A 24,640-nucleotide genomic window follows, 5' to 3' on the forward strand; every position below is an offset into this window, starting at 1 on the left:
AATTAAGGTTCAAATTCATAAAAACGGCCTAAAAAACATCAAATAAATTCCTGTAAAATCTAAGAAAAAAATCCAGTTTAAATTCTCCAAAAAAAGGATAAATATGATGGAATGCCATCAACTAAATACATACAACTAAAGTGAAATATGCAAATATTATAGCTTTCGATCTGTTTACCAGCGTCACCCAAAACTGCCTGTTTTAAGCTGAAAAATTTAGATTTTAAAAACATAATATTTAGAAAATATCTTGTAAAAAAAACCTGATTAATTATTCAGGTTTAGCCTAAATCACTCAGAAAAGCGCCAAAATTTGACTAATCCGCCGATTATGAAATAACAAACAAAAACAACCAAAAAGTGCCTTCAAACAACAATAAAAGCCTTTTTAACATAAAAATAAATTTTTCACAAAAAAGATATCCCAATGAACTTTACCCGAGAATATCGCAGGGAAATCGCATTACCGAGATAAAAAATTGACAATTTAAGGCCCAAAAACATTAAAAAAACATACAAAATGGGACACCTGAATTAAAATTTAGTGAAGAATTTTGATGCTAAAAACTTGATTTTACTTACAAAAAACCGAAATTTTAATGCTAAACTTTAGTATTCGGAATTACCAGAATTTAAAAATTGCAGGTTATGAAAGTTAAATCCATCCTTAATAATAAAAAAAACAGACTGAATTACGCAAATCATTTTAAAGACATTTTGTCATAAAAATATTCTGATCAGAATAAAACCAGATAATGAATCGGCATCAGTTCATGCATTTGGTAGTATAAATTCTCCGAGTTGACGTTGCTCGAGATCCCATTTCAGACTGCGAAGAAATCAATTCAGAAGTGAAGATTATTCTCCTCCTGCTTAAATATGCCGGGTAATTTTTAAGTCCTTACATAATACTAGGCAGGATTCTGAAATTCACAAAACCTGGGTTCCATTTTCAGAACAAAAACCCCATTATAAAATTCATACTGAAATTTAAATAGAAGCAAAAATTTTCGAAGAAAATCGATTAATAAGTGTAAATTAAATCAGTTAATAATCATTGATAAAAAATGTGATGAAGCGCCTAAATCTGACGTAAAATCAGGTTAAAAAATTCAATAAACTTAACATTTACTGAATTCATTTAAATTTTATTAAAAACTATAAATCAACACCTTATTATAAAAAATATAAATTAAAAATTTACATCTGTAGATCACTTTAAAATTTAAAAAACTAAATATTTTAGCAAATAATTTAGATGAACTTAAAAATATCAAACAAAAAATTAATTATCAAGTACTTAGCATCAATAAGTTTAAGTATTACTTCGCTATCTGTTTCTGGTCAGATTTTCAGCACTGCGCAAAACCCACTTAGTGTAAAATGGAACTATATTTATTCTGGTGGCTTTAAAATCATCTACCCACAAGAACTGGAGAAAGAAGCGCAAAGAATGGCTAATACCCTACCCTTCATTTACCCCAAAGTAGGACTCAGTTTAAGGCAACAAAAAACGGCCATCCCCCTCCTTCTCCAGAACCGCGGAACCATTGCAAATGGATTTGTACAGCTTGCTCCTAAGAAGTCTGAATTCTATGCTACCCCACCTCAATTTTTCGATAGTCAGGATTGGTTAAACAACCTGGCCGTACATGAGCTTAGACACGTTGCCCAGTTTGACAAATTGACAGGAACACAAGCACATCCTTTCCCTGAACTGGCTTACTTCGCTTACTTTGGTGCGGCCATCCCGATTTGGTTTTTCGAGGGCGATGCGGTAGTAAATGAAACGGCGCTGACCAATTCAGGCAGAGGGAGGCAGCCCAATTGGATCATGCCATACCGGGCTTCCATTTTAGAAGGAAGAAAAATATCTTACAGTAAAGCCTATTTTGGTTCTAATAAAGACGTAACGCCTGGCTACTACCAAACCGGGTATTTGATGGTATCGGATATGAAAGAAAAATACGGGCAGTTTATTTCCGACAGTATACTTAGCGACATTAGAAAAAGACCTTTAAGACTTTATCCCTTTTCGCAGAGTTTAAAAAAATTTACCAAACAAAATTCCAGCGCCTACTTTCTTTCCACCCAAAACAAACTTGCTGGAGAATGGAAAATACAACAAGAAAAATCGGTTACAGAAAATTATGAGCGCTTAAATAAAAAGACAGATTTGGCAACCGATTATTTCTTTCCTGTAAGACTCAATAAAAAACACATTTTAGCACTAAAAGAAAGCAAGACAGATGCCAGATATTTCGTGATAATTAACGATGATAAATCAGAGCAGAAATTATTCGGAATCGGCTATCAGGAACAGCCTTGGTTTAGCTTGAAAAACGACTTACTAGTCTGGGATGAAATCCGCTACGACCCAAGGTATAAACAGCGAAGTTATAGTGTAATCTGCTCCTATAATTTGAAGACCAAAAAATTCAAAAAATTAAGTAGCAGGAGCAGACTTTTTTCTCCCAGCTTATCCAATGATGGCAAAAGAATCATTGCTTCAAAAGTGGAACTGAACAATCAGTTTAACCTGGTTGAACTGGATGCAGGTTCAGGAAAAATTTTAAAGACTTATCCAAATCCTGAAAATGAAATCCTGCAAACCCCGTCGTTCGATCAATCAGGAAATAGAATCGCCTATATCGGCGTAACAGAAAAAGGAAAAAGTTTGTGGCTGATAGATGGAGAAAAAAAATCAGCATTGATTTCTAACAGTCGTCAACAACTCAATCGTCCGGTATTTATCAATAATAAAATTGTTTTTAATGCACATTTCAATGGCATCAATAACATTTACCAAATTGATCCCACTTCAAAAAAAATTAGTGCATTAACCGCAGCCAAATACGGTGCCTTCAACCCTACCGAAACCCCTGATGGAAAAATCATTTTTAATGATTACAAAATTAACGGATATGAAATCGCAGAAGCCACTCTTACAGAAAAACCGGTAGGCGAAAATAATTTTATTGATTTTGCTGCAGCAGCAGAAAAGCAGGAAAATGTTGGTAATGTTTTTGAAAATATTCCCGATAGTATATACCCTTCTAAGCGGTACCATACCGCATTAAATCTTTTCAGCGTACACAGCATTGTTCCCGTTATAGACAACGAATATATTTTTGGCCTGCAACTGGAATCTAATAATTTGTTGAATACGATGAACTTCTACACGGGGGCTAAATACCACCGGGATTTAAAGCGCTTTGAATACACTGCAGACATTAGCTATAAAGCACTTTACCCCGTATTGAGCATCTTATACCGGAACAGACCTAAACGCACGTTCTACCGTGCTAAAAATCCGGTACAACAAGGCGATTGGCGTGAGAATTATATCAAACTTAATGCATCCCTTCCATTATCGTTTAATGCACGCAATCACAACTATGCTTTTACCCTGAATACGGCAACCAGTTTTACGCAAAGATACATGCCAGAAAACATGCCTTCTGGTTTTATCCGGGAGCTTAAATTTCCGATGGAATATAATTTCACTTTCAACCACAGTGTACGCACTACCGAAAGAGATATTGCGCCCAGGTGGGCACAGGTGCTCAGGGCAACTTACAATCACCAGCCCTTCGACAAAAATTTAAAAGGAGAAATCCTGGCACTCGAAAGCTTCCTGTACTTCCCGGGCTTAGCAAAAAACCATTCCTTCCTGGCCAGCTTTAATTATCAAAAAGCAACCGGGGTAAATCAGTACGCAACAGAGATCGCAACGGTTTATGGATACAACAATATCTTAGCTAAAAGCAAACTACAAAATAGTCTGCTTTTCAATTATCGTTTCCCATTTGCTTTTCCCGATTGGGAGTTAGGTCCTTTTGCTTATGTTAGAAATTTAAGGGCGGGTTTATTTTGCCACTATGAGAACATCGGCAAGGGCACAACCTTTAACGATCCAAAAACTTATGGCGTAGAATTAAACACGAGCGTAAACCTTTTACGCTATCAACCTGTTGCAGATTTAGGGGCAAGATTGGTTTTTGTTAACCAGATTTACAATCAAAATCCGATATTAGAGTTTTCATTTAACTATAGCTTTTAAAACATGAGCGCAAAAACAATCTCGATAATCATATTAACGGCACTATTAACCGCCTTCTTATTTTTGAATAGTGATGAGGTTCCATTTAACTTTATCGTTGCAAACGATGTTCAGGTATCCAAGCTGATCGTTATAGGCGTTTGCATCATCGTAGGTTTTATCATCGGCTTCGTTGTAGGCCGTCCGCGGAAAACAATAAGCAGTTACGATGACGAGATGGAGAGAAATCAAACTACGATAGAAAATAAAAATACCTTAAGCGACGAGGATAGAGATTACATTAGCTAAAGCCCAAAAATTCTATGGTCTGTGTCTCACAGACCATCAAGGTTTATTTTTGCTGCGTACAACTAGCTTTAATGAGATTAGCTTAAAGTGTTTTGAAAATCAAGTCCTGCAGCGCTATTGATTGACAGTCGGGCTTTTCGCTAAATCTTTTAAAATGCAATTGTGATGCTGAGGTACGAAGCATCTGTTTCATCGCTTACAGATGCTTCGTACCTTAGCATCACAGTGAAACGGAAGCAGGTGCTAATTTTAAAAGGATATCGCTGCAATCCCGTTTAGGTGGATTAGCAACTGCAGCTATTGGAGGGAGTAATAGCAAAGTGTAAAAAATATTTCTTTACTTAATTTAGTGCCGACATTATTTCGCCATAAAGGAGTCCACTTCCCCCACCATAGTGCTGGATAATTTTCACGTTTGGTTTAAGCCCGGTTAGCCTTACTCTTAATGCTTTTTCACATGCGGCATCAATGCCATTTCCCAAGAGTACCAAATCTATTTCATTGGTTTGGCAAATCTTGATCGCTTCTTCATCCGTGCATACACAGATACCCTTCCACTCTGGCCTTGCATTCAACAAGCGGTTCATCACAGTTGTAATCTCAGTATCCCTGCCGATATAAAGTATGGTAGTTTGCATATTCTTTACCTAAATAAACCTCGCAGGTTTTAAAACCTGCGAGGTTTGATTAAATTATTTTATTTCAATTCCATCGGCACGTCCATCAATAAAACCTCTGCATCTGCAGTTTGGGCTTTAAAACTAATACTGTCCGTGTCCCACACCCCTAAACCATCTCTTTTGCTCAACACCTGCCCGTTTATGGTTACCTGGCCATTGATTACAAAAGCATAAACACCATTACCTGCTTTTTTGATTTTGTATTCAGTTTCAAATCCGGCATCGAATTTACCTAACGAGAACCAGGCATCCTGATGGATCCATACACCGGCATCATCAGCATTTGGCGATAAAATCTGCTGGAAGTTATTGTGCCTAGATGCAACATCCAATGTCTGCTGATCGTAACGTGGTGTAACGTTTTTCTTGTTCGGGAACAACCAGATCTGCAATAAATTTAATTGCTCGTTTGCATCAGCGTTAAACTCGCTATGGCTCACACCAGTTCCGGCACTCATCACCTGGATTTCTCCATTTTTAATTACTGCCGAATTACCCATACTATCTTTATGAGCAATTGCACCTGCCAACGGAATGGTAATAATTTCCATGTTATCATGCGGATGGGTACCAAAGCCCATACCACCATCAATCAAGTCATCATTTAAAACCCTTAAAACCCCGAAATGCATCCTTTCCGGATTGTAGTAATTAGCAAAACTGAATGAGTGGTGTGCATTTAGCCAGCCATGATTAGCATGACCGCGGGTGTTTTCTTTGTGCAAAATAAACTGTGACATAAATTTCCTTTTCTTATTTATGAAACAAAGTTAATACCGTGAAGCTTACTGTGCATTGATGTAGGGTAAGAAGTGAGTTGGGCGAAAAGTGTGGAGCGGAGAATCGGAGTTCAGGCAAGATAAAGTTAGCGGTACTCACATCACGAATTTAGTTCATCTGTGGAAATCCTGAAGTTTATGCGCTGGTGAATATCCAAAGTTTTATTTCATTTGTAATGTAATTAGGAAACCGCACTTATGATGAAATCATGGCTTAATTGCGATAGCTACTGATAAGCTAAAAATCTTAAACATAACCAATTCTTAACACCGTTTCAGTTTAAAGTTTATATCTAACCCCTAAACTTGTTACTACTTTACCATAACAATCAACCTTGTAAACTCATGCAAAAAAATATGATCGGGATGCTATTGGTGTCCTGCCTATTAACATTCTCCTGCGAAAAGAACACCTCGACAGCAGATCAGACCAGTACGCCAAACCACGACAAAAACATGTTGATGGCCGGTACCGAAGCAGTTAGCGCTGCCGCAAGCGTAAATACTTATTCTAATACATCGGCTTATATCAGCGCCGGTTTTTCATTTTTAAACCCTACACAAATTGATAAAAACCGCCAGGCCATTGGTGGTAGTGCTTATACTGAGGTATATGGCTTTAATGTGCCCGAAGAAAACAGGGTAAGGGGTATCAGATGGAATGAAGATGATGAAACCACTTCTATTTGGCGACCTCAGGGTATTGCAGGTTTCTCCAGGAATGGTGTGCGTTACTTGCTGGTGAGCTGGTACGCCAAAGATGCGGCTGAAAGCAAAGGATCTAGAATAAGCCTCATCGATATTAGTCCGAGTTCGAGCACTTATTTAACTTACAGGCACATTTTACTGGTACAACCTTCCCTTCCAACAGGAACGTTAGATTATACACAATACAGCTTGTATGCACCATTAAATGTCCATGCAGGTGGAATCGCTTATTTTAATGGTAAGATTTATTTAAGCAGTACAAGCTTAGGCCTAAGGGTATTTGATTTAGATAAAATTATCGAAGTAAGTTCTGGAACCGGCACCGAAAATAAATGTGGCAAAGATGCCAGTGGTAACCTTTATGCTTTTAATTACAGGTATATCCTCCCACAAGTAGGTTATTATAAAATCAATGATGCAAGTCCATTTTCTACAGTACAGGTAAATTACGAAAACAACCAGCTATGGACGGGCCAATATTATGCTGGCAGCGCCGATGCCTCAATTGTACCCAAAATATTCGGATTTCCAATTAACAGTTCTGGAGAACTGCAAAATTCTGGTATACAAACCGTGATCCCTAAAAATAATCTGTTTGCTTCCGATCATGCACATGGCATACAGGGTGTTTTCAGAAAAGGCAACAGAACATGGCTTTCCTGCACGGGATCACCGAGCGAATCATTCGGATCAACTGCCCGCCTTGCCAGATATACCGATGGCGACACCAATGCGATAAGATACAGGTGGCCTTATGGAGCCGAATCATTATATTTTGAAACGCAATATGGATATTTATGGAGTTTAACAGAATTTGAACCTAACGCCGGTGCTAACAATGGCAGTCAGGTTAACCGCTGCATATTTGCAGTTGATTTTTCTAAATATGAATAATGATATTGACCTAAAGCAAAAAAAGGGAGCTGTGTTTACAGCTCCCTTTTTCATTATTTATTTTTAAGTCTAAACTAAGCCAAAGCCTGTTCAATATCTGCTAAAATATCATTAATATGTTCTAAACCGATTGATAAACGGATAGATCCCTGTTCAATTCCGACTTCGTTACGCTGCGCTTCGGTCAGTTTGCTGTGCGTACTTGTTGCCGGATGTGTTGCTATAGAGCGGGTATCAGCCAGGTTTGCCGAGATTGAAAATAGCTGCAGACCATCCATAAATTTACGTGCAGCATCTATACCACCATCAACTACAATGGTTACAATGCCACCACCCTGTTTCATTTGCTTTTTAGCAATATCGTATTGAGGGTGCGAAGGCAGGAACGGATATTTAACCAATTTAATTTTGGGGTGTTTTTCTAAGTATTCAGCAACTTTTAAAGCATTTTCGCAATGACGGTCCATACGGATAGCCAAAGTTTCTAAACTTTTAGATAATATCCATGCATTGAAAGGCGATAACGCTGGTCCGCTGTGACGGGCAAAACCAATCACATCTGCAATTAGTTCTTTAGTGCCTAAGATAATCCCTCCCAACACACGCCCCTGACCATCAATATATTTGGTAGCCGAGTGGATAGAAATATGCGCACCAGATTTAATCGGCTGTTGTAAATACGGTGTGGCAAAGCAATTATCAACAACCAGCAAAATATCATGTTTTTTAGCCAGATTGCCCAAAAATTCAAGATCAATGATATCAATACCGGGATTGGATGGGGTTTCTACAAAAATCATTTTAGTGTTTGGCTTAATTAAAGCCTCCCAGTCCTGCGGTTTGTCTAAATCTGCGTAATCGAAAGTTACTCCCCAATTAGAAAAAACATTGGTCAACAATTGGTGCGTAGAACCAAAAACCGATCTGCTGGAAACCAGGTGATCGCCATTTTTCAAGAAAGCACCAAATGTAGTAAAAATGGCCGCCATACCGGTAGCTGTTGCAAAGCCATCCTCTGCACCTTCCAAAAGACACATTTTTTCGATGAACTCTGAAGTATTTGGATTTGAATAACGGCTATATACATTGCCCTCCTTTTCATTGGCAAACAGCGCACGCATTTCTTCCGCATCATCGAATTTATAACTCGAGGTAAGATAAATTGGCGATGAGTGCTCTTTATGTAAGCTGCGTTCGGTTTGTGTGCGTATAGCTATGGTTTCAAAATTTTCGGATTTCATTTTTAGTATCAAGATTTGAGTATCAAGTATCAAGACTTTAGTATCAAGATTAGCATATCAAGCCCGGCATATTGCTTATAACGTCCCTCCTTCTTGATACTTGCTACTTGATACCCTATTCTCTATTTGTTTATTTTATAAGTAAAGTTAATTTTTGCTGATCGGCCTAAAATATTAGATACCGAGCAATATTTATCGAAAGTCATGGCTAATGCACGTTCAACTTTTTGGATGCTTAAATCCCCAAACAAATCGAAGTGAATATCGATTACATCAAAAATCGGGGGCATTTCTTCTTCCTTACGGGTAGCGTTGATAGCAATTTTAATGTCGTTTAATGGTTCTTTTTGCTTAGTAAGTACGTTTACCATATCAATACCACTGCAGCCACCTAATCCGATAAGTAACATCTCCATTGGCCTGAACCCTTTTCCCTCACCGCCAATAGCAGCTTTTGCATCCAACTCTACAGTAAAACCGCTCTCATTTTCTGCCTCAAAATTAAATTTACCGCTCTTGCGGACTAGATTTATATTCATTTTATTCGTATCGAGTATTTAGTATAAAGAATCAAGACACATTTGCTCTAGTCTTTCTGCTTTAACCTTTAAGCTCTATTTAAATATTATAATAAACTAAGTTGTTTTTTTCCAGTTCGGGCAATTTAACCGGATGGTCGAAAATTGCAAAAACCGACGAACCGCTACCACTCATTAAAGCGAATGTTGCGCCTGCATCATATAAACTGGTTTTTATTTGACGAATTTGGGGATACTTTGCGAATACCGATAGTTCGAAATCGTTGATAACCTTATTTTTCCATGTTGTTGAGCACAAATGTAAGATTTCTTTTAACGATTGCAAAGGTTTTTGCGGTTTTACATGTGCATAAGCATCGGCCGTACTCACGTGTACAGGCGGTTTCACCAAAACTTTAAACCAGGCTGACAAATCTACTTCATACCGCTCAAATTCATCACCCTTATTAAATGCGTAAACTGGTTTATTTTCAATAAAAAATGCACAGTCGGCACCTAACTGGCGGGCATAATTCTCCATTTTATCAACAGACATTTCCAGCCTGAATTTATCATTTAACAGTTTGATCAGAAAGGCACAATCTGCTGATCCTCCACCCAAGCCTGCACCAACCGGAATGTTTTTCAGCAAATTGATCTGCTGTGCAGGAATATCATAATCTCTTTTCACTAACTGATAGGCTCTAAAACAGAGGTTATCGTTAGGATCGCCAGGAATACCGATACCGTGAATTTTGCATGAGGTTTCATCAGCATCCGTAATTTCGACCGCATCCTTAATATTAATCGGATAAAAAACGGTTTCGAGATTGTGGTAACCATCAGCACGTTTTTCGGTGATATTTAAACCTAAGTTAATTTTTGCGTTGGGAAAAGATAGCATATTAGTCTGAAGTCTTGAGTCGTCAGTCTGGAGTCCTAATTGCAAAAACAGCAACGACCTTCATTGCAAACATACAATGTTATGTTTTCATAACAAAGTATCCAAAAGTAATGAATTCATAAATTTTAAAAAGTGCATAGTGTCAATAACTAAAATATTCAACTTTTGATAAATTTTAGATATTTGTAAATTATCACAGTAATATGAAACAATATTTAGATTTAATGCAGCATGTGCTGGATCATGGCGCTCAAAAGCACGACCGTACCGGCACCGGAACCATAAGTGTTTTTGGCTATCAGATGCGTTTTAACCTGCAGGAGGGTTTTCCGATGGTAACTACAAAGAAACTGCATTTAAAATCTATCATACACGAACTGATCTGGTTTTTAACCGGCGACACCAACATTAAATACCTGAAGGATAACGGTGTACGTATCTGGGACGAATGGGCCGATGAAAACGGCAACCTGGGGCCTGTTTATGGTTCGCAATGGAGAAGCTGGCCAACACCAGACGGGCAGCATATCGATCAGATCACCAATATCATCAATACGATCAAAAACAATCCCGATTCGCGCAGGATTATTGTTTCGGCCTGGAATGTAGCCGAAATCGAAAATATGGCTTTACCGCCTTGTCACGCTTTTTTTCAATTCTATGTGGCTGATGGGAAGTTAAGCTGCCAGTTATATCAGCGAAGTGCAGATATTTTCCTTGGTGTACCTTTTAACATTGCCTCCTATGCACTGCTTACCATGATGGTGGCACAGGTTTGCGGTTTGGCAGCCGGAGATTTTATCCACACCCTTGGCGATGCCCATTTATACAACAACCATATCGAGCAGGCTAACCTGCAATTAAGCCGGGAGCCAAAACCACTACCAACCATGAAAATCAATCCTGAAGTGAAAAGCATTTTTGATTTTAAATTTGAGGATTTTACATTGGAGAACTACGAAGCGCATCCGCATATTAAAGGTATTGTTGCGGTATAATATTTGTTTATTGGTCATTAGCCAATTGTTCATTTGTTTGGGTGCAGAATTAAGCAGCTGACTTTATAAATCATCCCGAAATATAAATTCAGGTAAACTAAATGAAAAATGAATTACAAATTAGAGGATCTAGAAGTTTATAATCTTTCAGAGTCAATTTCTGATAAAATAGGGGACATTGTTATGTGATGGGATTATTTTGCGAAAGATACTATCGGAAAGCAAATATGCAGAGCAGCTGATTCTATTAGTGCCAACATAGCGGAAGGCTACGGCAGATATCATTTTAAAGAGAATAAAAACTTTTGCTATTACAGCAGGGGCTCAGTTTTAGAAGTAAAATCCTTTCTGAGAAAATCAAAAAATAGAAATTTGATATCTGAAGATTGTTACGCAGCGCTTTATGCAGAACTGCAAACAATGCATTTAAAACTAAATGCCTATATTAAGTATATCGGCAAAAATCTAAACAAATTTTAACTTATCGTTGATGCATGTCGGAATCTGGCCTAACAAACTTTGCTTAACACACCGTGCAGATACTAATAAACCAATGACTAATGACCAATGAACCAAAAAACCTTTCCATCGCTGTAGCCATTGGCGAAAATTACGCAATAGGCAAAAACAACCAGCTTTTATGGCACATGCCAGCCGATTTAAAGTTTTTTAAGCAAACCACCAGCGGGCATACCGTTGTTATGGGCCGTAAGACTTTTGATTCGGTAGGTAAACCATTACCAAACCGCCGAAATATTGTAATTACGCGCGACACCCATTTAAAAATTGAGGGTGTTGAAGTAGTAAACAGCCTGGACGAGGCTTTAGAAATTACCAAATCTGAAGAGAAACCGGTATTTATTGTTGGTGGTGCCGAAATCTACAAACAGGCACTACCTAAAACGGATAGATTATATCTCACTACTATTCATCATAACTTTGATGCCGATACTTTTTTCCCTGAAATTGACAGGAAAGAATGGAAAGTGATTAGCAGCGAAACACACAAAGCGGATGAAAAAAACAAGTACGATTATACTTTTGAGGTTTTAGAAAGGATTTAGCGACTAAAATACCTTGTTTTAGGGTCGTCACCCTGAATTCATTTCAGGGTCTATTTTATCAGAAAGATGCTGAAATAAATTCAGCATGACGATCTCGTTAGTAATAAAGCCAAATATTAATCATTTAGTGAGTTGAACTGGAGCGACTTCTATTTCTACTTGAATAGTTCTTCTTCCATTGCCAGCTAAACCCGATGGCAGTGAGCATGAAGCGCAGCGAAATAAAACGGACAGCGGGACTATCAGAGCCAAAGAAACACAGGTATTGCTTTTCAATAAAAGATTTATCTTTCACGCTAAGAACCCATGTATAAAAAGATGCTTCGTGCCTCAGCACCACAGCAGAAAAAGAGTAAAAAAATAGTGGGATGAAACAAAGCCTAAAAGCTGCTGTAACTGCTTTCCAAATCTATTTCATTCTAAATTTAGTCATCCATAATAAATTCTGCACGATGAATCTCGAAGGATTATTGCCCGATAAAAATTAATGTTAATAAATTATCAATTAAGGGGTTCTATAATTTAAAAATTTAATTAGATTTGCCGACTTGTTAAAAAACAGCGAAAGACAAATTATTTTAAACAAACAATGCAAGGAAAAGGTTTTATTAAGTTTATAGCGATAGTATTGGCTATCGTTTGTGCGTACGCACTTTCTTTTACTTTGGTAGCATCCAAGGTAGAAAAAGACGCAAAAAACGCTGCGAAGGGTGATTTAGCCAAAGAAAAGGCTTACTTAGATTCGATGAGTACCGTAAAAGTTTATCCAGTTGTTGGATTTACTTATCAGGAGGTAAAAGCGAAAGAGATTAATTTGGGTCTGGATTTAAAAGGCGGAATGAATGTGACGATGGAGATATCGTTGGCAGAGTTGGTAAAATCATTGGCGGGTAATCCTACTGATGCGAACTTCAACAAAGCAGTTCAAAACGCACAGATTCAATTAAATGCCGGTGGTAAAGATTACATCAAAATTTTTGTTGATGAATTCGAAAAATTAAGCCCAGGAGTAAAACTTGCAGATTATTTTTCTAATCAGGATAATGCATCTCAGTTAAAACCTAATGCAAGCAATAATGAAGTTGAATCTTTTTTGGAAAAAGAAGCAACCAGTGCTATCGATCGTTCATTTACAGTTTTACGCTCACGTATTGATGGTTTCGGTGTAGTTAGCCCGAACATGCAAAAACAAGAAGGCAGTAACCGTATCTTAATCGAAATGCCAGGTGTACAGGATAAAGAGCGTATCGCTAAACTTTTACAGGGTTCTGCCGAATTACAGTTCTGGCAGGTATACCAGGTACAGGAAGTTGCACCACTATTAGAAAACATTAATAAAATTTTAGCGGCAACATTAAAAACTGATGCTCCAGCTGCTAAAGATACAACGGCTGCTCCGGCTGCTGGTGGTAAATTAGCTGGCTTGGAAAAAGCTGCTGCTAAAGATACTACAGCTAAAGGTAGCAAACTTGCAGGCTTAGGTAAAAAAGATTCGAGCGCAGTTAAAGCCGAATTGATTAAATCTAACCCACTTTATGCTGTTCTTAACCTTCCGATTTACCAGGGCGAAAACGGACAACAACAATTAATGCCTGGCGCAGTGGTTGGTATGTCGCTGCAAAAAGACACGGCAAAGGTTAATGCTTATTTAAAACTTCCTGAAGTAGCTGCATCTATTCCATCTACGATGAAATTTATGTGGAGCGTTAAACCTCGAGAAGGTTCGAAAATTTTCGAATTATATGCTATTAAAGTTGTTAGTGCCGATGGCAAACCAGATTTAGGTGGTGAGGCGATCAGCGATTCGCGTGCTGATTTTGATCAAAAAGGTAAACCAGAGGTAACCATGTACATGACCAGTGAAGGTTCTGCTAAATGGAAAAAAATCACTGCTGAAGCTGCTGCTGATCCAAATAACAAAAAATCTATTGCGATTGTATTGGATAATCAGGTTTATTCCGCTCCTACCGTTCAGAACGAAATTGCCGGTGGCGTTTCTTCAATCACGGGTAACTTTACCCAGGCAGACACCAAAGATTTATCCAACATCTTAAAAGCTGGTAAATTACCTGCTCCTGCTCGTATTGCAGGTAGTTATGTAGTTGGTCCAACTTTAGGTGCCCAGGCTATTCACGATGGTTTAATCTCATTCGTAATTGCCTTTATCGTTATCTTAATCTTCATGGCGCTGTATTATCACCGTGCAGGTTGGGTTGCGAACTTTGCGTTGTTAATCAACTTATTTTTCATCATTGGTATTTTGGTATCGCTTGGAGCAGTATTAACCTTACCTGGTATCGCGGGTATCGTATTAACTATTGGTTTATCGGTAGATGCAAACATCCTTATTTTCGAGCGTGTACGTGAAGAGCTTGCGCATGGCAAGAACACTGCTTCTGCAATTAAAGAAGGTTTTAAACATGCAATGCCTTCCATTATCGACTCAAACGTTACCTTGTTCATTTTAGGTGCTATTCTTTATGTATTTGGTAGCGGTCCGGTTCAAGGTTTTGCTACCACTTTATGTATCGGTATCCTTTCTTCATTGTTTGCAGCTGTAGCCATTTCAAGAGTAGTTTTCGAATCGTTGTTAAACCGCAAAATCGAGGTAAGTTTCGATAACAGCTTAACCCGTAATGCATTTAAAAACTTAGCCTTCAACTTTGTTGGCCGTCGTAAAATCTACTACATTATCTCTACCATCATCATTATTGCCGGTATTGGTATGTACTTCAAAAATGGCGGTTTAAACTTAGGTGTAGATTTTAAAGGGGGTAGAACTTATTTGGTTCACTTCGATAAAGCAGTTAACACGGAAGATTTAAAAACCAAGTTAAACCCGGTTTTCGGTAACGAAACGCCTGAGGTTAAAACTGCAGGTGAAGATAGCCAGGTAAAAATCACCACGACTTTCCACATCGAAGATCAGGACATTAAAACGGATAAAGTTGTAGAGGATGCTTTAAATAAAGGTTTAGCAGGCGCTAAGTATGAAATCGTAAGTTCGCAAAAAGTAACGCCTATCATTGCAAGCGATATTGTAAACGGCGCTTTCTACGCGGTATTGATCTCTTGTTTATTCATGTTTATCTACATCGTGGTACGATTCAAAAAATGGCAGTATGGTTTAGGTGCGGTAATTGCCTTATTCCACGACGTTTTAATGGTATTATCTTTCTATACAATTTTAGATGGTGTGATGCCATTCTCATTAGAAATCGGTCAGGATTTTATCGCAGCAATTTTAACGGTAATGGGTTACACCATGACAGAGACAGTTGTTGTATTTGACCGTATCCGCGAGAAATTAAAAGAATCTGGCAAAGAAGATTTACATGGCGAAGCACGTAACAACTTAATCAACTTCGCGTTGAACAGTACGTTAAGCCGTACCATCTTAACCTCATTAACCGTATTCTTCGTGTTATTGGTGATCTTTATTTTCGGTGGCGATAGCATCCGCGGATTTATCTTCGCATTGTTAATCGGCCGTATCATCGGTACGTACTCATCATTATGTATCTCTACGCCTATCGTAATCGATTTGGGTAGTTCTGCAGAGAAAAAATAAGAGATTAAAATCTTAAAATATATAAGCGCCTCGATTTATCGGGGCGCTTTTTTTATGCCATGCTTTTTTACCACGAAAAGAACAAAAAGTGGTTTGCTATATTTTTTGGTTTTAGAAAAGCAATGCCTGTGGCTCTTCGGTTCCTATAGCCCTGCTGTTCATTTTATTCCGCTGCGCTCCATGCTCACTACCATCAGGTTTAGTTAACTTAAAGTAGTGCTAAGAAACCTATAAAATCCCACTTCGTCATACCAGCGTTATATCTGCTTTGTTAAGCTGAAATAACTGTCAAAACCTCATTTTTTAAACCTTTTGGCTATCTTTTTGTTAATTATGTGTTAGATAAAAAGAGATAAAATGGATTTACAACTTCCTAAAAGCGAGTACCCTAGAGTAGTTATAGTTGGCGGTGGGTTTGGCGGCATTGAGTTAGCCAAACGTTTAAAGAATAAACCTTTTCAGGTAGTGATGCTCGATAAGCACAATTACCATACCTTCCAGCCCTTACTCTATCAGGTAGCTACAGGAGGTTTAGAAGCCGATTCAATTGCGTTCCCCTTAAGAAAGATTTTTAAAGGTCAAAAAAATCTCATTTTCCGGGTAACCAAAGTTCAAGAAGTTAATGCGGCAGAAAACTGTTTACAAACCGATATTGGCAGAATTAAGTACGATTACCTGGTTATTGCTACAGGATCAACCAGTAACTTTTTTGGAAATAAAGAAATCGAGGCCAATTCCATGCCAATGAAATCCATTCCAGAAGCACTGGATTTAAGAAGTTTGATTTTGCAGAATTTCGAAAAATCGCTGATCGAAAAAGATCAGGATAAAAAAAATGCCTTACTTAACTTTGTTGTGGTTGGCGGTGGACCAACGGGCGTTGAAACCTCTGGTGCCATTGCTGAGTTAAAAAAACATGTAATTCCGAATGATTATCCGGAGATGGATCTAAGTAAGGTTAATATTTACCTGGTCGAAAATTCACCGGAATTATTGGGCGTAATGTCGCCACAGGCTCAGAAAAAAGCCAAAGATTTTCTTACCGACATGGGTGTACAGATCATGAATGAAACCCGGGTATTGGGTTATGACGGACATACGCTCACTTTACAGGATAAAGCACCAATTTTAAGTTCTACTGTAATTTGGAGTGCAGGGGTTAAAGGAGAAGTTCTAGCCGGTTTAGACAAAGCAGAAGTTGTGCGTGGAGGCCGGTTGAAAACCGACACCCAAAATTTAGTTGTAGGTTATCAAAATGTATACGCCATTGGCGACGTGGCCGCCATTATAGATGAAGAAACACCTAACGGTCACCCTGGAGTTGCACCTGCCGCGATCCAACAGGGACATCACCTGGCCAAAAATTTGATCAACATTAAAGAAAATAAACCCTTGGAAAAGTTTAAATATTTCGATAAAGGCTCAATGGCTACAGTAGGCAGAAATAAAGCTGTTGTTGATATCGGTAAAATCCGCTTCCAGGGTGTTTTCGCATGGTTTACCTGGATGTTTGTACACTTAATGACTTTGGTAGGCTTCAGAAACAAGATTATAGTTTTCGTCAATTGGGTTTGGAGTTACTTCAGCTACGATCGGGGAACCCGTTTAATTATTAGAACCTTTGCTAAAGATCGAAGTGTAGATTATAGAGAAGAAATACCCGCTGTAAAAGAGGAAGTCAAGGTATTTTAGTCTTTAGTCTTTAGTCTTTAGTCTTTAGTCTTTAGTCTTTAGTCTTTAAGAGAACTATCGGGTTAAAAAATTGTTTTTTCATTGCGAAAAACTTTGCGCACTTTGCGGTTAAACCAAAAACATGAGCCAAACCACTTTCAAATTAGTAGAATGCCCGCGTGATGCCATGCAGGGACTACACGATTTTGTTCCAACTGAACTTAAGGTCGAATATTTAAACCTGTTACTGCAGGTTGGTTTCCATACACTGGATTTCGGAAGTTTTGTATCGCCTAAAGCCATTCCGCAAATGGCCGATACGGCAAAAGTTTTAGACCAGCTAGATTTAAACAGCACCAGTACGAAATTGTTGGCTATTGTAGCCAATTTAAGAGGTGTAGAGGATGCTGTAAAGCATGCGGCGGTTCATTACCTTGGTTTTCCTTTTTCGATCTCTGAAACCTTCCAACAGCGTAATACCAATTCGAGTATATCACAATCATTAAATACGGTTGAAGAAATGCTTTCACTTTGTGCAAAAAATAACAAAAAAGCGGTTGTTTATTTATCAATGGGATTTGGAAATCCTTACGGCGATGAATGGAATTACGAAATTGTAGAAAAGTGGGCGGATGTTTTGATAAGCAAGGGTGTCGAAATTTTATCTTTAGCAGATACCGTTGGTGTTTCTACACCTGAAAAAATTGAGACTATATTGCCTAAACTGGTTTCAAGGTTTAACGATACAGAAATTGGGATCCATTTGCACTCCACACCTGCAGATCGGTTCGAAAAGATTGAAGCTGCTTATCAGGCAGGCGTAAAACGCATTGATTCTGCACTAAAAGGCTTTGGAGGCTGCCCAATGGCCGCTGATGACTTAACCGGAAACATTGCTACGGAAGATGTTATTGGCTATTTGAATGCAAAAGGCGAAAACCTCAATTTAAATATGGATAAATGGAATGAGGCCATGGCGCTATCAGGGAAGATATTTGGATAAGATTTTCTAACATTATTTCATTAGAAATAATGTTAGAAAATCCATTATTTTATCCGTTTACCTTTTTATACATCAGATTGCTTACAATATTGATCACAGTTTCTCGCGGGAAAAACCTTGGAATAAATGAAGTTAGGTAATTTGCAAAGCCTATAATTTTATAGCTTTTTCCTTTTAACATACTTTTAATTCCTATATCGGCCACGGTTTTCGGCGCGTGGGCACTCATTCCCGCTGTATTTGCATTTGCAATACTTTGAAAGCCAGTAGTAGTATTTCCGGGACAAAGTGCCAAAATTTTTAAGCCTTTTTTACTGTACTCTCCATGCAGTGCTTCAGAAAACGCTAAAACAAATGATTTGCTTGCACAGTAAACACCAACATAAGGGCAAGGCTGCAAAGCGCCTGTTGAAGCCACGTTAATAATACCTCCCGCTGCATTTTTCAACATACCTGGTACGAATAAATGTGTTAGCTTAACAAGCGCATTAATGTTAAGTTCCAACATATTATCGTATTCGGCTATGGTTTCATCTAAAAAGTTAGTCCATTTACCGAAACCTGCATTATTTACCAATAAATCAACAGTTAGCCCTTCATTTATGATTTGGCTATAAAGCATTTCAGGCGCTTCTTTTTTAATTAAATCAGCTGCAAAAACAAATACCTTAGTTCCGTATTGTTTATTCAGTTTTATAGCTAATTCCTGTAATTTATCAACTCTTCTGGCTGTTAAAATTAAAATCGCCCCCATTTCAGCTAATTTGTGTGCAAAAGCTTCGCCAATACCTGATGATGCTCCTGTTATTAAAGCAACTTTTCCATTAATACTTTTCATCCTTAAAATGTTAAATTCTGAGGACGTAAAGTTCAATAGTGTCCGATAAAAAATACTGAACAAATGTTAAGAAAGTGTGGCGATCTTTTTTCTGATGCGGCTTAAAGACTGTGGTTCGATGCCAAGATAAGAAGCAATATATTGCAAGGGCACATTTTGAATAATTTCAGGATGGTTTTTCATTAAGTTATGATAACGTTCATCTGCTGTGCAGGTAATCATATCCTGTGCTCTTTGTTCGTTATATAGTAATGATTTTTCGTAGATACGCTTACTAAAAGTATCCCAATTTAGACACTTTTGATAAAGTAAATCAAAATTTTTTCTGTTAATTTTTAACAGGTCACAATCCGTAATGCATTTAACATTATCTATTGATTTTTTTCGATTTATAAAGCCATTAAACGAAGTAATAAATCCAGGCGGGCAGTTGATATGGCTGGTTATTTCATTCCCATTTTGATAATGGAAAACACGTACAAAACCACCATTAATAAAATATAAATTTTCTGGAATTTTATTTTCAAACTCCAGAAAATCATTTTTTTTATGTTTAACCGACTCAAATAGCGCCTTAACTAAATTAAAATCTTGCTCATTAATGCTTATCTGTGTAGAAATCAGATTGAAAAGTTTATTGTAAGCCATAAATTATAATTAAAGCAGACACACTCAAACCTTCTTCACCATTTTAAAATGCTGTATACCAGCCTCTTCAAATTGCTCACCTTCAGCCACAAAACCAAATTTGGCATACAAGCTCATGGCATCCAGTTGCGAGTTTAAGTAAATATAATGTGCATCTTCAGGCAGATCAGATAAAGCTTCGGCAATTAATGCACGGCCAACTCCTTGCCCCCTAAACTCCTTAAGAACTGCAAAGCGTTCTAATTTGTATCCCTTTTCGGTTTTGCGCCACCTACAGGCACCACATGGCTGTCCGTTATGGGTAGCCAGAAAATGTGTAGATTCATCTTCATGCTCCCATTCCAATTCAGGTGGGCAATTCTGTTCATCTACAAAAACAATTTTACGGATCGCAAATACTTTATCTAAATCTTCGGGATGGTTAACTTTTTGAACGTGCAGACTCATTATCGTAGTGTTTAAAGTGTTTATTCGATTTTACTTTTGTTTCATTCAATTCCTTCGCAACATCTATTGAATGCGAGCAATGAATATCGTCCTCTTTTTTGGCAAGTGTAGCAATCGTAACGTAAAATTTATGCAATTGATCCAATTCTTTTTCGCTCAGGTCTTCAATATCTACCATTCGGTTACTCGCGCCTTGTTGTGCAGCAATCAGCTCATTCAATTTTAATTGAATGGCCTTTCCGTCTTTATTCTGTGCTTTCTGAATCAGAAACACCATTAAGAAGGTAATAATGGTCGTTCCAGTATTAATTACAAGTTGCCAGGTTTCAGAATAGTTGAATATCGGGCCGGTTACTGCCCAGATGACTACAATAGCGGTTGCACTGATAAATGCCGCAGAACTACCTGTAAATTTGGTTGCCGCATTTGCAAATTTCTCAAAAAAATTATTTTTTTTGGTATCGTTTTTAGATTTTGCCATTACAAATTTGTTTGCTTAAATATAGCCATAAAACAAACAAAAGCGCCATAAGTTTTAAACCCATGGCGCTTTCGCTTTATGTTGTAATGTTGAAAGATTGAAAAGTTGCAACGTTAAAACATTTCAACTTTCCAACCCCTTAAAGCTTATCGTTAACGTTGATACAGTTCAGATCTTCGAAAGCAGTAGTTAAACGCTTTACAAAAGTTTCTTCACCTTTACGTAACCATACACGTGGATCGTAGTATTTTTTGTTTGGTTTATCATCGCCATCAGGATTACCGATCTGACCTTGAAGATAACCTTCATTCTTTTTGTAATATTCTAAAATACCTTCCCAAAATGCCCATTGCATATCTGTGTCGATATTCATTTTAATTGCACCATAAGAAATGGCTTCCCTGATCTCTTCCTGAGATGAACCAGATCCACCATGGAATACGAAATTAATCGGTTTCTCTGCTGTTAAGTTGAATTTTTCTTTGATAAAATCCTGAGAGTTTTTCAAAATTACCGGTTGCAATTTTACGTTACCTGGTTTATAAACACCATGAACGTTACCAAAAGCAGCGGCAACAGTAAAACGAGGAGAAACTTTGCTTAATTCTTCGTAAGCATAAGCCACTTCGCTAGGCTGTGTATACAATTTGGAGCTGTCTACATCGCTGTTATCAACGCCATCTTCTTCACCACCGGTTACGCCAAGCTCGATTTCTATCGTCATGTTCATCTTTGCCATACGTGCTAAGTATTGAGCAGAAATTTCCATATTTTCTTCGATAGACTCTTCAGATAAATCTAACATATGAGATGAAAACAAAGGTTTGCCGGTTTCAGCAAAGAATTTTTCACCATGATCCAATAATCCATCAATCCATGGCAATAATTTTTTAGCGGCGTGGTCGGTATGTAAAACCAAAGCAACACCATAATGTTCTGCCAATAAATGTACATGTTTAGCTGCAGATACCGCACCTAAAATACATGCCTGTAATTTCTCGTTATCTAATGATTTACCAGCATAGAACTGTGCACCACCATTAGATAGCTGAATCATAACAGGCGAATTTACTGCCTTTGCAGTTTCCAATACCGCATTTACCGTATTGGTACCGGTAACGTTTACTGCTGGTAAAGCAAACTGATGTTTTTTAGCCTGCTCAAATAATTCTTGAACGGCATCTCCGTAAATTACGCCTTTGTAGCCTTTTAAACTCATTTCTTGTTAATTTTATTAAGTCCGAAGTTATAAAAAAAATTAACATTACAAGCTTTTGTAACAACAGAATTATTTGCCTAACAGCAAAATAAAGCCTATTTAGTGTAAAAAACACATTATCCTTAGTGTAAAAAAGACACACTTCAGTTTTCAATTTACAGTTGGCCATGGGGAAAAACAGTTTTCAATTACCTTCACCATTGGCAATCAACCACCAACCAATAAACCATTGACTATTTTTACGGTTAATAAGGTTCGAGTTTATTTTATTTTTCGTTTCTTTGCAGTCCAATTCTTCAAAAAATTATATGGCTTGGTTTAAGAGAGAAAAAAAAGGTATCATTACTACAACAGAGGAGAAAAAAGAAGCACCGGATGGGTTGTGGAATAAATGTCCGAATTGCAAAAAACCGCTACATCAGGCAGAGCTTCAGGAAAACAAATACGTTTGCCACTATTGTGATTACCACCTGAGAGTAGGCTCTAAAGAATATTTCGAGGTTTTATTTGACAATAATCAGTTTAAAGAGCTGTTTCCCAATCTCACATCGGGCGACCCATTAAACTTTAACGATAACAAACCCTACACCGACAGGATTAGAGAAAGCCAGGCTAAAACAGGCTTAAAAGACGCTATCCGTGCGGGTGTTGGTAAAATAGAAGGTCAAGACATTGTAATTGCCTGTATGGATTTTGCTTTCATTGGCGGTTCTATGGGTTCGGTTGTTGGTGAAAAAATTGCCAGATCGATCGATTATAGTATCAAACATAAAGTTCCGTTCCTGATGATCTCCAAATCAGGTGGTGCACGAATGATGGAAGCTGCATTTTCATTGATGCAAATGGCTAAAACCTCAGCTAAATTGGCTTTATTAAGTCAGGCTAAAATTCCATATATTTCTTTATTAACCGACCCGACTACCGGTGGTGTAACGGCATCTTATGCCATGTTAGGTGATATTAATATTGCAGAACCAGGTGCACTGATCGGTTTTGCCGGTCCAAGGGTAATTAAAGAAACCATTAAAAAAGATTTACCCAAAGGTTTCCAAACCTCAGAATTTGTTCTGGAACATGGTTTTCTTGATTTTATTGTAGATAGAAGGGCCATGAAAGCTAAATTAGGTGCTTTTATTAAAATGATGAACAATTAATTAGTTCAATAGCTTATTCGTCATTAGTTTATTAGTGCAAACTGACCACTAAACAAATGACTAATGAACAAATAAACTATTATAAGAAAAGCAGGGCTTGAATAAATCGGTTATCAGCCCTGCTTTTTGTTTCAAGTCCTCGCTACGTGGTGGGCTTTCACTGCATCCGATAGCTATCTCCCGCAACGAAGTCGAGAACCGAAAGGGTTCTGAGAAGCAAAATCTACCTGAACAGATCTCACCTTCCACTGCGGTTCTAGTCAAGGAAGACATTTTTTTATTGAGATCTGTCGATAAATGCCGCAAAACAGCTCTATTTATTAAAAGATGCTTCCTTCGTCAGTATGACAAGAAATTTAAATAATCGTTACAAACCAACTTATAGCCTTGAGATAATTCGGGCGTTATAGACTAATCCCAACTCATAACGCTCCACTCCAAACTCATTTTATTCCTCTTTCTTCTGAAACTTATAAAACAAATATCCTAGGAAAGGTAAAATTAGTACACTGCCCAGTAAAAGCGCCAACCCCAAACTATAAATGGTTTTTTCTGGTCCAACGGTTTCCAATAGCGAGATAGCATCTCCGCTTTTTAAACGGATAAAATTGGGAAAGTGGGCATAACTGATCGCCAGTAGGATCATTGTTACCTGAAAGCCTGCCAAAACGCGTAAAATCTTGGTTTTGCCTTTAATCAACAAGTACCATAATAAAATAAGAGATAAACTTGCCAGAACAATGGCCGATAAACCCACATTACTCCTGAAAACCCAATCGATCAATGGAATTTTATCACGCTGTGCGGCAATAAACACCATGGCACCAAAAACAACTGCTGCCACATTCATAAATTTGGCCTTTTTAATAAACCGGCGTTTATCATGAACTTCTGTTGTTTCGCCAATGAGATAAATGGACGCCAGGAAACCGCAAAGCGCCACTGTAAAGAAACCTACTGCGATTGAAAACCAGTTTAACCAGCCCGATATATAGGCCGTATAAAAATCAGTCGCCTGTGTGTCGATATGCCCAGAAATTAAGCTTCCGGCAATAATACCCAAAAACAAAGCCGTTACAAAGCTCGAATACCGAAATATCCGGTTATATAACCACTGCATATCATCTTTTACAGCATCATAATGGCGGAATACAAAGGCAGTACCTCGGGCAATAATCCCGATGAGCATAATAGCCAATGGGATATGCAGGTAAACCGACATGGTAGTATAAATAAATGGGAAACCGACAAAAAGGATTACAATGGCAATGATTAACCACATGTGGTTGGCCTCCCAAACCGGTCCAATGGCATGATACATGGTTTTGCGTGTTCTACTCCTGTTTTTTGTGGAGGTAAAAAGCTCTATAATCCCCGCACCAAAATCAGCCCCACCCAATAAAAAGTAAAGCAGAATGGCCATGCATAAAAATGTGATTACAACTTCTTTCATATTTAATATGATTACACC

At 37.8% G+C, this 24,640-nt stretch carries 21 protein-coding genes; 10 read left to right on the top strand and 11 right to left on the bottom strand.

Going from position 1 to position 24,640, the window contains the following annotated elements; all coding sequences use genetic code 11:
• The first annotated feature begins 1,258 nt into the window (after window positions 1–1,258).
• The gene (locus ABEG20_RS10720; RefSeq protein ID WP_406827365.1) at window positions 1,259–4,063 is read left to right on the top strand and encodes a TolB family protein; all 2,805 of its coding nucleotides are present in this window, start codon (window positions 1,259–1,261) and stop codon (window positions 4,061–4,063) included.
• A gap of 3 nt (window positions 4,064–4,066) precedes the next feature.
• A complete protein-coding gene (locus ABEG20_RS10725; RefSeq protein ID WP_406827366.1) occupies window positions 4,067–4,351 on the top strand; it encodes a hypothetical protein in 285 nt (94 codons plus the stop codon).
• A gap of 341 nt (window positions 4,352–4,692) precedes the next feature.
• Here ABEG20_RS10725 and ABEG20_RS10730 read toward each other — a convergent pair whose 3' ends face one another.
• On the bottom strand, window positions 4,693–4,989 hold the full coding sequence (locus ABEG20_RS10730) for a hypothetical protein (RefSeq protein ID WP_406827367.1): 297 nt from the start codon (window positions 4,987–4,989) through the stop codon (window positions 4,693–4,695).
• Window positions 4,990–5,048: 59 nt separating this feature from the next.
• Window positions 5,049–5,771, bottom strand: a complete 723-nt coding sequence (locus ABEG20_RS10735; protein ID WP_406827368.1) for a pirin family protein — start codon at window positions 5,769–5,771, stop codon at window positions 5,049–5,051.
• Between the two features lie 384 nt (window positions 5,772–6,155).
• Here ABEG20_RS10735 and ABEG20_RS10740 point away from each other — a divergent pair, with 384 nt between their 5' ends.
• A complete protein-coding gene (locus ABEG20_RS10740; protein WP_406827369.1) occupies window positions 6,156–7,412 on the top strand; it encodes a hypothetical protein in 1,257 nt (418 codons plus the stop codon).
• A 74-nt stretch (window positions 7,413–7,486) separates the two neighbouring features.
• Here the strand turns inward: ABEG20_RS10740 and ABEG20_RS10745 are convergent, their stop codons facing one another.
• The 3 genes from ABEG20_RS10745 to ispE all read right to left on the bottom strand — a co-directional run bounded on the left by ABEG20_RS10745 (window position 7,487) and on the right by ispE (window position 10,075).
• Window positions 7,487–8,653 (bottom strand): trans-sulfuration enzyme family protein, encoded by a 1,167-nt coding sequence (locus tag ABEG20_RS10745; protein ID WP_406827371.1) that lies wholly within the window; start codon window positions 8,651–8,653, stop codon window positions 7,487–7,489.
• 122 nt (window positions 8,654–8,775) lie between these two features.
• Window positions 8,776–9,192, bottom strand: coding sequence for an OsmC family protein (locus ABEG20_RS10750; RefSeq protein WP_406827372.1), 417 nt, complete (start codon window positions 9,190–9,192; stop codon window positions 8,776–8,778).
• 79 nt (window positions 9,193–9,271) lie between these two features.
• Window positions 9,272–10,075 carry a 4-(cytidine 5'-diphospho)-2-C-methyl-D-erythritol kinase gene (ispE, locus tag ABEG20_RS10755; RefSeq protein ID WP_406827373.1) on the bottom strand — a complete coding sequence of 268 codons (804 nt, stop codon included), beginning with the start codon at window positions 10,073–10,075 and terminating at the stop codon, window positions 9,272–9,274.
• A 203-nt stretch (window positions 10,076–10,278) separates the two neighbouring features.
• Between ispE and ABEG20_RS10760 the strand changes: the two genes are divergently transcribed.
• The 6 genes from ABEG20_RS10760 (at window position 10,279) to ABEG20_RS10785 (ending at window position 18,382) form a co-directional block, all read left to right on the top strand.
• On the top strand, window positions 10,279–11,073 hold the full coding sequence (locus tag ABEG20_RS10760; RefSeq protein ID WP_406827374.1) for a thymidylate synthase: 795 nt from the start codon (window positions 10,279–10,281) through the stop codon (window positions 11,071–11,073).
• Window positions 11,074–11,286: 213 nt separating this feature from the next.
• On the top strand, window positions 11,287–11,553 hold the full coding sequence (locus ABEG20_RS10765) for a four helix bundle protein (RefSeq protein ID WP_406827391.1): 267 nt from the start codon (window positions 11,287–11,289) through the stop codon (window positions 11,551–11,553).
• 80 nt (window positions 11,554–11,633) lie between these two features.
• Window positions 11,634–12,137, top strand: a complete 504-nt coding sequence (locus tag ABEG20_RS10770; RefSeq protein ID WP_406827375.1) for a dihydrofolate reductase — start codon at window positions 11,634–11,636, stop codon at window positions 12,135–12,137.
• Window positions 12,138–12,726: 589 nt separating this feature from the next.
• Entirely contained in the window at window positions 12,727–15,708 is a 2,982-nt protein-coding gene (gene secDF / locus ABEG20_RS10775; protein ID WP_406827376.1) for a protein translocase subunit SecDF, read from the top strand.
• Between the two features lie 357 nt (window positions 15,709–16,065).
• Window positions 16,066–17,400, top strand: coding sequence for an NAD(P)/FAD-dependent oxidoreductase (locus tag ABEG20_RS10780; RefSeq protein WP_406823355.1), 1,335 nt, complete (start codon window positions 16,066–16,068; stop codon window positions 17,398–17,400).
• 121 nt (window positions 17,401–17,521) lie between these two features.
• The gene (locus tag ABEG20_RS10785) at window positions 17,522–18,382 is read left to right on the top strand and encodes a hydroxymethylglutaryl-CoA lyase (protein WP_406823356.1); all 861 of its coding nucleotides are present in this window, start codon (window positions 17,522–17,524) and stop codon (window positions 18,380–18,382) included.
• 49 nt (window positions 18,383–18,431) lie between these two features.
• On the opposite strand, the gene ABEG20_RS10790 is transcribed toward ABEG20_RS10785, so the two are convergent.
• From ABEG20_RS10790 to fbaA, 5 genes are all read right to left on the bottom strand, one after another.
• Window positions 18,432–19,220, bottom strand: coding sequence for an SDR family NAD(P)-dependent oxidoreductase (locus ABEG20_RS10790; protein WP_406823357.1), 789 nt, complete (start codon window positions 19,218–19,220; stop codon window positions 18,432–18,434).
• Between the two features lie 66 nt (window positions 19,221–19,286).
• The gene (locus ABEG20_RS10795; RefSeq protein WP_406823358.1) at window positions 19,287–19,868 is read right to left on the bottom strand and encodes a Crp/Fnr family transcriptional regulator; all 582 of its coding nucleotides are present in this window, start codon (window positions 19,866–19,868) and stop codon (window positions 19,287–19,289) included.
• 24 nt (window positions 19,869–19,892) lie between these two features.
• A complete protein-coding gene (locus tag ABEG20_RS10800) occupies window positions 19,893–20,315 on the bottom strand; it encodes a GNAT family N-acetyltransferase (RefSeq protein WP_406823359.1) in 423 nt (140 codons plus the stop codon).
• Window positions 20,290–20,796, bottom strand: coding sequence for a low affinity iron permease family protein (locus ABEG20_RS10805; protein ID WP_406823360.1), 507 nt, complete (start codon window positions 20,794–20,796; stop codon window positions 20,290–20,292). Before ABEG20_RS10805 ends, ABEG20_RS10800 begins: the two co-directional genes overlap by 26 nt.
• A gap of 139 nt (window positions 20,797–20,935) precedes the next feature.
• Complete coding sequence (fbaA, locus tag ABEG20_RS10810; protein ID WP_406823361.1) at window positions 20,936–22,015, bottom strand: class II fructose-bisphosphate aldolase; 1,080 nt, start codon at window positions 22,013–22,015, stop codon at window positions 20,936–20,938.
• Between the two features lie 308 nt (window positions 22,016–22,323).
• Here fbaA and accD point away from each other — a divergent pair, with 308 nt between their 5' ends.
• Window positions 22,324–23,169: an acetyl-CoA carboxylase, carboxyltransferase subunit beta gene (gene accD, locus ABEG20_RS10815; RefSeq protein WP_406823362.1), complete on the top strand. Its 846-nt coding sequence runs from the start codon at window positions 22,324–22,326 to the stop codon at window positions 23,167–23,169.
• A 448-nt stretch (window positions 23,170–23,617) separates the two neighbouring features.
• Here the strand turns inward: accD and ABEG20_RS10820 are convergent, their stop codons facing one another.
• A complete protein-coding gene (locus ABEG20_RS10820) occupies window positions 23,618–24,622 on the bottom strand; it encodes a cytochrome d ubiquinol oxidase subunit II (RefSeq protein WP_406823363.1) in 1,005 nt (334 codons plus the stop codon).
• Window positions 24,623–24,640: the final 18 nt, after the last annotated feature.

The organism is Pedobacter sp. KACC 23697, assembly GCF_045348445.1.
In the GTDB taxonomy this organism is placed as follows: domain Bacteria; phylum Bacteroidota; class Bacteroidia; order Sphingobacteriales; family Sphingobacteriaceae; genus Pedobacter.